The organism is Chimaeribacter arupi (assembly GCF_002858805.1).
Classification (GTDB): Bacteria; Pseudomonadota; Gammaproteobacteria; order Enterobacterales; family Enterobacteriaceae; genus Chimaeribacter; species Chimaeribacter arupi.
In genome coordinates this window covers 1-11,286 of record NZ_PJZI01000022.1, presented here as the reverse complement: position 1 = coordinate 11,286, position 11,286 = coordinate 1, and the positions used below count along the sequence as shown (strand labels likewise).

Annotated in this window: 9 protein-coding genes and 2 tRNA genes; 9 read left to right on the top strand and 2 right to left on the bottom strand. The window is 56.0% G+C overall.

The features are described from left to right. The first annotated feature begins 40 nt into the window (after positions 1 to 40). Positions 41 to 1,057, top strand: coding sequence for a murein hydrolase activator NlpD (gene nlpD / locus CYR52_RS13525; RefSeq protein WP_072928994.1), 1,017 nt, complete (start codon positions 41 to 43; stop codon positions 1,055 to 1,057). Between the two features lie 51 nt (positions 1,058 to 1,108). After that, a complete protein-coding gene (gene rpoS, locus CYR52_RS13520) occupies positions 1,109 to 2,098 on the top strand; it encodes an RNA polymerase sigma factor RpoS (RefSeq protein ID WP_072928996.1) in 990 nt (329 codons plus the stop codon). Positions 2,099 to 2,361: 263 nt separating this feature from the next. Here rpoS and mutS read toward each other — a convergent pair whose 3' ends face one another. Both mutS and CYR52_RS13510 read right to left on the bottom strand, forming a co-directional pair. Then, positions 2,362 to 4,914, bottom strand: coding sequence for a DNA mismatch repair protein MutS (gene mutS, locus CYR52_RS13515; RefSeq protein ID WP_101828763.1), 2,553 nt, complete (start codon positions 4,912 to 4,914; stop codon positions 2,362 to 2,364). Next, positions 4,904 to 5,095, bottom strand: a complete 192-nt coding sequence (locus CYR52_RS13510; RefSeq protein WP_072929000.1) for a hypothetical protein — start codon at positions 5,093 to 5,095, stop codon at positions 4,904 to 4,906. Before CYR52_RS13510 ends, mutS begins: the two co-directional genes overlap by 11 nt. A 116-nt stretch (positions 5,096 to 5,211) precedes the next feature. Between CYR52_RS13510 and pncC the strand changes: the two genes are divergently transcribed. The 7 genes from pncC (at position 5,212) to CYR52_RS13475 (ending at position 11,285) form a co-directional block, all read left to right on the top strand. Further along, on the top strand, positions 5,212 to 5,706 hold the full coding sequence (gene pncC / locus CYR52_RS13505) for a nicotinamide-nucleotide amidase (protein WP_072929002.1): 495 nt from the start codon (positions 5,212 to 5,214) through the stop codon (positions 5,704 to 5,706). A 111-nt stretch (positions 5,707 to 5,817) separates the two neighbouring features. Further along, complete coding sequence (recA, locus tag CYR52_RS13500) at positions 5,818 to 6,882, top strand: recombinase RecA (RefSeq protein ID WP_072929004.1); 1,065 nt, start codon at positions 5,818 to 5,820, stop codon at positions 6,880 to 6,882. 120 nt (positions 6,883 to 7,002) lie between these two features. Next, positions 7,003 to 7,599, top strand: a complete 597-nt coding sequence (gene recX / locus CYR52_RS13495) for a recombination regulator RecX (protein WP_072929006.1) — start codon at positions 7,003 to 7,005, stop codon at positions 7,597 to 7,599. Positions 7,600 to 7,734: 135 nt separating this feature from the next. After that, complete coding sequence (alaS, locus tag CYR52_RS13490; RefSeq protein ID WP_072929008.1) at positions 7,735 to 10,362, top strand: alanine--tRNA ligase; 2,628 nt, start codon at positions 7,735 to 7,737, stop codon at positions 10,360 to 10,362. A gap of 256 nt (positions 10,363 to 10,618) precedes the next feature. Further along, complete coding sequence (gene csrA / locus CYR52_RS13485; protein WP_004091602.1) at positions 10,619 to 10,804, top strand: carbon storage regulator CsrA; 186 nt, start codon at positions 10,619 to 10,621, stop codon at positions 10,802 to 10,804. Between the two features lie 304 nt (positions 10,805 to 11,108). Then, positions 11,109 to 11,201: transfer RNA gene (locus CYR52_RS13480), tRNA-Ser, on the top strand. A 7-nt stretch (positions 11,202 to 11,208) separates the two neighbouring features. Continuing rightward, positions 11,209 to 11,285: transfer RNA gene (locus tag CYR52_RS13475), tRNA-Arg, on the top strand. The last annotated feature ends 1 nt before the right edge of the window (position 11,286 follow it).

Genomic DNA, 11,286 nt, shown 5'->3' with positions numbered 1-11,286 from the left:
TTTTTGGATAGTTCACTGATATTGCTGTTATGGGGGAATGATGAGCACGGGAAGCCCAGTTATTACATTGCGTCGTATTGCGGCATGTACAGTAGTGAGTTTATGGTTGGCCGGCTGTTCCAACAACGCCACCACCTCCGCCCCTATCTCTGACGTCAGCGGCGGTGGCGGCAGCCGGGGCGGTATGATGAATACCCCGTCAGCACAAGGCGGCGGGCAGACCGCGCCGGGCGGGCGGATTGTTTATAATCGCAGCTATAATTCCATTCCCAAAGGCAGCTACACCGGCAGCACCTACACGGTAAAACGTGGTGACACCCTGTTTTATATCGCCTGGATAACAGGCAATGACTTCCGTGATCTTGCGGCGCGCAACAGCATTTCTGCCCCTTATAGCTTAAATGTTGGGCAAACGATCCAGATCAATAACGTATCGTCCGGAGCCAGTACCGGCGGGGCTTTAGTGGCCTCTGACGCCACCCGTAATGGGGTACCGAAACCCCCTTCCAGCACACAGATCCAAAGCGCAACGGTTGATTCTCGTCCAACTACCGCGTATTCTGCTAGTTCTGGTAAACAGAATGTAGGTAAGATGTTGCCTTCATCGGGCGCGGTAGTTGCTACGACCGCACCTGTTACCGCACCGAGCACCACCGTCAGCAGTACAGCGAATACCGGCACGCCGGTAAGCAGCTGGAGATGGCCTACTGACGGTAAGATTATCGATAGCTTCTCAGCATCTGAGGGAGGCAATAAGGGGATCGATATCGCCGGTTCGCGCGGCCAGTCCATCGTTGCTACCGCCAGTGGGCGTGTAGTGTATGCAGGGAATGCGCTTCGCGGTTACGGTAATCTGATCATCATTAAACACAATGATGATTACCTGAGCGCCTATGCACATAACGACACAATGCTGGTCCGGGAACAACAAGAAGTGCAGGCGGGTCAAAAAATCGCGACCATGGGTAGCACCGGAACCAGTTCAGTAAGATTACATTTTGAAATTCGTTACAAGGGGAAATCCGTAAACCCGCTGCGTTATCTTCCGCAGCGATAAATTGGGCAGAATCCTTGTATTCTGCCTCGGGATCACGGGTAGGAGCAGCTTATGAGCCAAAGTACGCTGAAAGTTAACGAGTTACATGATGACGCGGATTTCGACGAGAACGGCGGTGAGAACTTTGACGAGAAAGCGCTCGTTGAAGAGCCTGTTGATAACGAGGCTTCTGAGGAAGAACTGTTATCACAAGCTGTGAGCCAACGAGTGCTGGATGCAACTCAACTGTATCTCGGAGAAATTGGTTATTCGCCTCTTCTGACCGCAGAGGAAGAGGTTTACTTCGCGCGGCGTGCATTGCGCGGTGACGTGCCGTCCCGCCGCCGGATGATTGAAAGTAACTTACGTTTGGTAGTGAAGATCGCCCGCCGTTACAGCAACCGTGGTCTGGCACTGTTGGATCTGATCGAGGAAGGTAACCTTGGCCTGATCCGTGCCGTTGAGAAATTTGACCCGGAGCGCGGCTTCCGATTTTCTACCTATGCAACCTGGTGGATCCGCCAGACCATTGAACGGGCGATCATGAATCAAACCCGTACTATTCGTCTGCCGATCCACATCGTGAAAGAACTGAACGTTTATCTGCGTACTGCGCGTGAACTTTCTCACAAGTTGGATCATGAACCGAGTGCGGAAGAGATTGCCGAGCAACTCGACAAACCGGTTGATGATGTAAGCCGTATGTTGCGCCTGAATGAGCGCATCACGTCGGTAGATACGCCACTGGGTGGCGACTCAGAGAAAGCGCTGCTGGATATTCTGGCAGACGAGAAAGACAACGGTCCGGAAGACACCACGCAAGACGATGATATGAAACAAAGCATCGTTAAATGGCTGTTCGAACTGAACGCCAAACAGCGTGAAGTGTTGGCGCGTCGTTTCGGCCTCTTGGGCTACGAAGCTGCCACACTGGAAGATGTGGGCCGTGAAATTGGTCTGACTCGTGAACGTGTTCGTCAGATTCAGGTTGAAGGTCTGCGCCGCCTGCGTGAAATTCTGCAGGGTCAGGGGCTGAGCATTGAGGCACTTTTCCGCGAATAAGCGGGCTGCCCATATGCTCTGGAAAAGCCGTGAATCATTAACCTGCTCAGGAAGTTAATGATTCATTGAAGGAAGTACCTTAAAAACGGTGGGCCTTGCCCACCGTTTTTTTATGCCTGAAAGACAGGGCCTGAAAGTCAGGGATAGGCCGGATCAGATCCCTGGCGATCCTGAGGATCGTGGCCCGCAGGCAGGCGCTTCGCACAGCCTGCGCAAACGATCCGGCTCCGGATCGCTCACTGCCTTACTGACTTACTCTACGTCTACACCATATTCTTCAGGCGGTAGATCCACTCCAGTGCCTGACGTGGGGAGAGGGTGTCCGGGTCCAGCGCTTCCAGCGCCTCGACGGCCGGTGAGGTTTCCTCACTCAGTAACGTCAGCTGCGCGCTGTCGACATGGCTGCCCGCTGCCTGATTGGAAAGGCTTTCCAGCTCACGCAGCTTCTGCCGGGCGCGTTTAATCACATCACGCGGCACGCCGGCCAGCGAGGCCACCGCCAGACCATAACTTTTACTGGCCGCGCCCTCCTGGACATTGTGCATAAACGCGATGGTGTCACCGTGCTCTACCGCATCCAGATGGATGTTCACCACACCTTCCATTTTTTCCGGCAGGGTGGTCAGCTCAAAGTAGTGGGTGGCAAACAGCGTCATCGCTTTGATGCGGCTGGCGAGGTTTTCCGCACAGGCCCAGGCCAGAGAGAGGCCGTCGTAAGTGGACGTCCCGCGGCCGACCTCATCCATCAGCACCAGGCTGTTTTCGGTGGCGTTGTGCAGGATGTTGGCGGTTTCGGTCATCTCTACCATGAAAGTAGAGCGGCCTGACGCCAGATCGTCCGCTGCACCCACGCGGGTGAAAATGCGGTCCACCGGGCCGATGATGGCGCCCTCTGCCGGCACAAAACTGCCGATGTGCGCCATCAGCACAATCAACGCCGCCTGACGCATGTAGGTACTTTTACCGCCCATATTGGGGCCGGTGATGATCAGCATCCGCCGTGCCGGGGACAACGCCAGCGGGTTGGCGATAAACGGATCTTTCAGTACCTGTTCAACCACCGGGTGCCGCCCGCCGGTAATGCGGATGCCGGGCTGATCGCTCAGCGTCGGGCAGGTATAGTTCAGGGTGTCGGCCCGCTCGGCAAGGTTGCTCAGCACATCCAGCTCTGCCAGGGCCGCCGCACTCTGTTGCAGCTCGGGCAGATGCGGCAGCAGCAGGTCAAACAGCTCATCATAGAGCGACTTCTCCAGCGCCAGCGCTTTGCCTTTCGACGTCAGCACCTTGTCTTCATACTCTTTCAGCTCTGGAATGATGTAGCGTTCGGCGTTTTTCAGCGTCTGGCGGCGCACGTAGTGCATCGGCACCAGGTGGCTCTGGCCGCGGCTGACCTGGATAAAGTAACCATGCACGCCGTTGAAGCCGACTTTCAGAGTATCGAGGCCCAGCTTCTCACGTTCACGGATTTCCAGACGATCCAGGTAATCCGTGGCACCGTCAGCCAGGGCGCGCCACTCATCCAGCTCGGCATGGTAACCCGGCGCAATCACGCCGCCGTCACGCACCAGCACCGGCGGGGACTCGATAATGGCTCTCTCCAGCAGCGCCAGAAGCTCACTGAATTCACCGGTCTGGGCCAGCAGGGCAGGCAGGTGCCCGCCGGTCAGCGGCGTCAGAATTTCACGAATCGCCGGTAACTGCTGCATGGCATGGCGCATCCGTGCCAGATCGCGCGGGCGGGCGCTGCGCAGGGCCAGCCGCGCCAGGATACGTTCCAGGTCACCCACCTGCCGCAGCAATGGCTGCAGATCGTCCACCAGAGGTTGCAGCGCGGCGATGCTCTGCTGGCGCTGCATCAGCAACGTCTGGTTACGGCTTGGCATATGCAGCCAGCGTTTCAGCATCCGGCTGCCCATTGGCGTTACGCAACAATCCAGAATCGCCGACAGGGTGTTTTCCGTGCCGCCCGCCAGATTCTGCGTGATTTCCAGGTTGCGGCGGGTGGCGGCGTCCATGATGATGCCGTCCTGCTGGCGCTCCATCGTGAGGCCACGGATGTGGGGCAGGGCAGTACGCTGGGTATCTTTCACATACTGCAACAGGCAGCCGGCCGCGCGCAGCGCCTGGGGTGCCTGTTCCACCCCAAAGCCGGTCAGGTCACGGGTGCCGAATTGCAGGTTCAGCTGCTGGCGGGCGGTGTCGAGTTCGAACTCCCACTCCGGGCGGCGGCGCAGGCCACGGCGTTGTTCAATCAGCGCCATCTCCGGGAAACTTTCCGGATAGAGCAATTCGGCCGGGTTGGTGCGCTGCAATTCAGCGGCCATGGTTTCATTATCCGCGGGTTCCACTACCTGGAAACGGCCGGAGCTGATGTCGAGCGTGGCATACCCAAACCCCCGGCTGTCACGCCAGATGGCGGCCAGCAGGTTATCCTGACGCTCTTTCAGCAGCGCCTCATCACTGACGGTGCCGGGGGTGACAATCCGGACGACTTTACGCTCGACCGGGCCTTTGCTGGCCGCCGGATCGCCAATCTGTTCACACAGGGCGACCGACTCACCTAATTGCACCAGCTTCGCCAGATAGTTTTCAACCGCGTGATGCGGCACGCCCGCCATTGGGATCGGCTCGCCGGCAGACTGGCCGCGCTTGGTCAGGGAGATATCCAGCAACTGGGATGCGCGCCTGGCATCGTCATAGAACAGCTCGTAGAAATCCCCCATCCGGTAAAACAACAGGATCTCAGGATGATCGGCCTTGAGACGCAGATACTGCTGCATCATTGGCGTGTGGTCTGCGTAAGCGTTATTTTCCATAGTTTTTCACGGTAATGTAGTTTTTCACGGCAATCTGATTTTCACTGCAATAAGGTTGGGCCAGGCTGCCGGGCACTTCCGCAGCCTGAGAATGGAAGGCGCGTACACCGCCGGCCTTGCTCAGAATAGGCGTGATGTTAACAGGTGGCCCAGGGGTTGAAAACGCATCCGCATCAATCACCGGCCTTTTTGTCCGGTCCTTCGGCGCGTCTCGCAAAATAGTGCAGGATCGCTCATGCTTCCCTTGAGAAGTGCTAACATTGGACCCACTTACCTTCTTCACAGACGGGATATGTGATGAGTGAAAAAAACCTGCATGCGCTGAGCGTGCGCCTCGGCGAGCGCCTTCAGGCGGCGTCAGCCTGGGTAACCTGTGCAGAGTCCTGCACCGGTGGGCTGGTGGCCAAGTCCATTACGGATATTGCCGGCAGTTCCGCCTGGTTTGATCGTGGCTTTGTGACGTACAGCAACGCGGCCAAGCATGAGATGCTGGGGGTGGCGGAATCCACGTTACAGGCGCATGGCGCGGTCAGTGAGCCAGTGGTGCGGGAAATGGCATTCGGTGCCCTGAAAGCGGCGGGCGCAGACTACGCTGTGTCCATCAGCGGGATCGCCGGGCCGGGCGGCGGCACGGATGCCAAGCCGGTCGGTACCGTGTGGTTCGGCATAGCCGCGGAAGATGGCCGGATGATGGCGGTAAAGCAGTGCTTTTCCGGTGACCGTGAGGCGGTAAGAATGCAAGCCGCTGTTTTCGCGCTGCAAACCCTACTTGATGAATTTCTGGAAAAATAAGCTTGTGGTACTGTATGCGTATACAGTATAATTCATCTCGTTTTCCAGTATACCAAATTACAATCAGTGACAGCCCAGGGGTGACCTACCGCTGTCCGTAGAGGAGTCAACATGGCTATTGATGAGAATAAGCAAAAGGCGTTAGCTGCAGCACTGGGCCAGATTGAAAAACAATTCGGCAAAGGCTCCATCATGCGCCTCGGTGAAGATCGCTCTATGGACGTGGAAACGATCTCTACCGGTTCTCTGTCGCTTGATATTGCGCTGGGTGCGGGTGGTTTACCGATGGGCCGTATCGTTGAGATTTATGGCCCGGAATCTTCCGGTAAAACCACGCTGACCCTGCAGGTCATCGCAGCGGCACAGCGTGAAGGCAAAACCTGTGCCTTCATCGATGCTGAGCACGCGCTGGACCCGGTCTACGCTAAGAAACTGGGCGTAGACATTGATAACCTGCTCTGCTCCCAGCCGGACACCGGCGAGCAGGCCCTTGAGATCTGTGATGCGCTGACCCGTTCCGGCGCGGTTGACGTCATCATCGTTGACTCCGTGGCAGCCCTGACGCCCAAAGCAGAAATCGAAGGCGAAATCGGTGATTCGCATATGGGTCTGGCCGCCCGTATGATGAGCCAGGCGATGCGTAAGCTGGCCGGTAACCTGAAGCAGGCCAACACCCTGCTGATTTTCATCAACCAGATCCGTATGAAGATTGGTGTGATGTTCGGTAACCCGGAAACCACCACCGGGGGTAACGCCCTGAAGTTCTATGCCTCTGTGCGTCTCGATATCCGCCGTATCGGTGCGATTAAAGAGGGCGACGTGGTCGTGGGCAGCGAAACCCGCGTGAAAGTGGTCAAGAACAAAGTTGCTGCGCCGTTCAAGCAGGCTGAGTTCCAGATCATGTATGGCGAAGGCATCAACATCAACGGCGAGCTGATTGACCTGGGCGTGAAACACAAACTGGTCGAGAAAGCCGGTGCCTGGTACAGCTACAACGGCGACAAGATCGGTCAGGGTAAGGCAAATGCCTGTAACTACCTGAAAGAGAACCCGGCTGTTGCAGCTGAACTGGACAAGAAACTGCGTGAGCTGTTGCTGACCAACAATGGTGAAAATGCCGCTACCGCGACAGAAAACCTTGATGATGACAGCGCAGAGATGAGCGAAGAGTTTTAATCGATTCTTTCTGAGCTGAACCAGCCAGAGTGTGCAAACACTCTGGCTGTTTTTTTATGTGCATGGCCAGCCCGGTACACGATGTGCCCGGCCGCCCCGCGATTTTGAAGGAGAGTGCTGATGAGCCATGATCCCTCCCAACCTGGGCGCTCTGAGAAAGAGCAGCTCAATACCCTGCTGGCCAGGGCAATGCGCCTGCTTGCCCAGCGCGATCACAGCGAGACGGAACTGCGCCGTAAGCTGGAAACCCCACCGGTCATGGCACCGCGCCGCAACGCCTCTTTCTCGCGCCGCCCCCCACACCGTACTGATGACGACGCTGAGACTCCCCCAGCACCGGTTTATGCACCGCCACCGGCAGAAGAGATTGACCCACAGTTGGTTGAAAAAATTATCCTGTATTGCCTGGAGCACCACTATCTGGACGATGCCCGTTTTACGCAAAGCTATATCAACAGCCGCAGCCGTAAAGGGTATGGCCCTCAGCGCATCCGCTCAGAGCTTACGCAGAAAGGTGTGGCAAAAGAGGTGATTAATACCGGCTTTGAGGAGACGGAAGTGGACTGGTGCCGGCAGGCGCGCGATCTGGCGGAGCGCAAGTTTGGCGAACAGTTGCCGACAGAGTGGAAAGAAAAGGCCAAAGTGCAGCGCTTTCTGCAATACCGGGGCTTTTTTCAGGAAGAGATACAGTCAATTTATCGCGATTTTGATGAATGAGCGCATACTGGATTTTACTTCCCACTGAAGAAATTTTATCTTATTCCCACTTTTTGTTCGTAAGCAGTACGCCGGCATCAGGATGCTGAGCATACTGCTTACGGGCTGTTCTTTTAGCCTGATTCCGGGACATTTATGAGCAAGAGCACCGCTGAGATCCGTCAAGCGTTTCTCGATTTTTTCCAGAGCAAGGGACACCAGGTTGTATCAAGCAGCTCTTTGGTTCCCAATAACGATCCGACATTGCTGTTTACCAATGCCGGGATGAACCAATTCAAGGATGTTTTCCTTGGCCTGGACAAGCGTGCCTATTCACGCGCCACGACCTCACAGCGTTGCGTCCGTGCGGGCGGTAAGCACAATGACCTCGAAAACGTCGGGTATACCGCGCGCCACCATACTTTCTTTGAAATGCTGGGTAACTTCAGCTTCGGCGACTATTTCAAGCATGATGCTATCCAGTATGCCTGGGAGCTGCTGACCAGTGAAAACTGGTTTGCCCTGCCGAAAGAGAAGCTGTGGGTGACCGTGTATGAAACCGATGATGAAGCCTATGACATCTGGCTGAAAGAGATTGGGGTGCCGCAGGAGCGCATTATCCGCATCGGTGACAATAAAGGCAAACCTTACGCCTCTGACAACTTCTGGCAGATGGGCGATACCGGCCCGTGCGGCCCGTGCACCGAGATCTTCTTCGATCACGGCGATCACATCGCCGGTGGCCCGCCGGGCAGCCCGGACGAAGATGGCGATCGCTATATCGAGATCTGGAACGTGGTGTTTATGCAGTTCAACCGTCAGGCTGACGGCACCATGCAACCGCTGCCGAAGCCGTCTGTGGACACCGGCATGGGTCTGGAGCGTATTGCCGCCGTTCTGCAGCATGTGAACTCCAACTACGAGATCGATCTGTTCAAAAAACTGATTGGTGCCGTGGCTAACGTCACCGGCGCGACCGATCTGGACAACAAATCCCTGCGCGTTATTGCTGACCACATCCGCTCTTGTGCCTTCCTGATCTCTGATGGTGTGATCCCGTCTAATGAGAACCGCGGCTATGTGCTGCGCCGTATCATTCGCCGGGCGATCCGTCACGGCAATATGCTGGGCGCGAAAGAGACCTTCTTCTATAAGCTGGTGGCCCCTCTGATTGAGGTGATGGGCCCGGCTGCGGAAGAGTTGCAACGCCAGCAGGCACTGGTTGAACAGGTGCTGAAAACTGAAGAAGAGCAGTTCGCCCGCACGCTGGAGCGTGGCCTGGCACTGCTGGATGATGTGCTGGCTAACCTGAAAGGCGACACGCTTGACGGTGAAACCGCATTCCGCCTCTATGACACCTATGGCTTCCCGCTGGATCTGACCGCCGATGTCTGCCGCGAACGTAACCTGAAGGTGGATGAAGAGGGCTTCAACCAGGCGATGGAACAGCAGCGCCGCCGTGCGCGTGAGTCGAGCGGCTTTGGTGCTGACTATAACAGCCTGATCCGTGTGGATGGCAGCACGCAGTTCCTGGGCTATGACCAGCTCGACCTGTCGGCGAAAGTGATCGCACTGTATCGTGACGGTCAGCCGGTAGACAGCATTAACGCCGGTGACAACGCCGTTGTGGTGCTGGATGAGACGCCATTCTACGCCGAGTCCGGCGGCCAGGTCGGTGACAAAGGCCAGTTGCGCACGGCAGCGGCCCAGTTCGATGTGATTGATACCCAGAAGTATGGCCAGGCTACCGGCCATCAGGGCGTGCTCAGCCAGGGTACCCTGCGGGTTAATGACGCCGTCGATGCGCAGGTTGATGTCGCGCGCCGTAACCGTATTCGTCTGAACCACTCCGCGACCCACCTGCTGCACGCAGCGTTGCGTCAGGTACTGGGTGACCATGTGGCGCAGAAAGGCTCGCTGGTTAATGATAAATACCTGCGCTTTGACTTCTCCCATTTTGAAGCGATGAAGCCTGCCGAGATCCGTGCGGTAGAAGATATCGTTAACGCCCAGATTCGTCGTAACCTGCCGGTTGAAACCAACATTATGGCGTTGGAAGAAGCGAAAGCAGCAGGGGCCATGGCACTGTTTGGTGAGAAGTATGAAGACAATGTGCGCGTATTGCGTATGGGTGACTTCTCCACAGAGCTTTGTGGTGGCACACACGCCAGCCGCACCGGTGACATCGGCCTGTTCCGCATTCAGAGCGAATCCGGCACGGCAGCGGGTATCCGTCGTATTGAGGCGGTGACAGGGGAGGGGGCGATTGCCACACTCCACCAGGAAACTGACCTGCTGCAAAGTATTTCCCATCTGGTGAAAGGGGATGCCAACAGCGTCTCTGACAAGATCCGTGGCCTGATCGAGCGTTCACGCCAGCTGGAGAAAGAGTTGCAGCAACTGAAAGACCAGCAGGCTGCTCAGGAAAGCGCATCGCTCTCTTCACGGGCGAAGCAGGTAAAAGGCACGCCGTTGCTGGTCAGTCAGTTGGATAACGTCGAGCCGAAAATGCTCCGCACGATGGTCGATGATCTCAAAAACCAGCTGGGTTCTGCCATTATCGTATTGGCGACCACGGCGGAAGGGAAAGTCAGCCTGATTGCCGGGGTGACCAAAGACCTGACTGACCGCGTCAAAGCCGGTGAGCTGATCGGCCATATTGCCCAGCAGGTAGGGGGCAAAGGCGGCGGCCGCCCTGATATGGCGCAGGCGGGCGGCAGTGATGTTTCCGCTCTGCCGGGGGCGCTGGAAAGCGTCACAGCGTGGGTCGAAGATAAATTATAAGTTTGAAATAATTCAAACGTATTGATACGCCATAACGCCTTGTGCGCTATGGCGTTTTTTGTTTCAGGCCGCGGCGGCGCGGCGCGGCAGATGCCACAAGACTGCCGAATTCGGCTAAACTGAAAAGAGTTAACGTTGATCCTATGATTACCTTACAGTTAATGTAAGTGGCATAGTTTACGTTTTCACAGTATATGATGGATAATGGCGGGGAAACTGAGAGACCCGACTCTTACAATCTTTCAAGGAGCAAAGAATGCTTATTCTGACTCGTCGAGTTGGTGAAACCCTCATGATTGGCGATGAGGTGACTGTCACTGTATTAGGGGTGAAAGGTAACCAGGTACGTATTGGTGTCAACGCCCCGAAAGAGGTTTCTGTCCATCGCGAAGAAATCTACCAACGCATTCAAGCTGAAAAGTCCCAGCAAACGACCTACTAAATTGACCGGCGTCTCGCGGGAAGCGAGGCGCCAATCATCTTTTTGTTCTCTTTCCCTCTCTTCGCACGCTTTTCTTCACGCTTTTTCTTATCGCCCCCTACATGATATTTCTGCGTCATCCGGCTTTTTGCGTTGATAAAAAAACCATTTTGGCGTCAAACTACCCATATTGCGCGTGAATTGTTCAAACGTGCATGAGATGAAAAAAAAGGGTTTGACTTATAAACGCGGGAAAGTAATATGTGCGCCACGCAGCGACGATGAGCTTTCAGAAAGTTAATCAGAGCACTCGCAAGAGGCGTAAGGTGAGGTGGCCGAGAGGCTGAAGGCGCTCCCCTGCTAAGGGAGTATGCGGTCAAAAGCTGCATCGAGGGTTCGAATCCCTCCCTCACCGCCATTTAAATGCATCCATAGCTCAGCTGGATAGAGTACTCGGCTACGAACCGAGCGGTCGGAGGTTCGAATCCTCCTGGATGCACCAT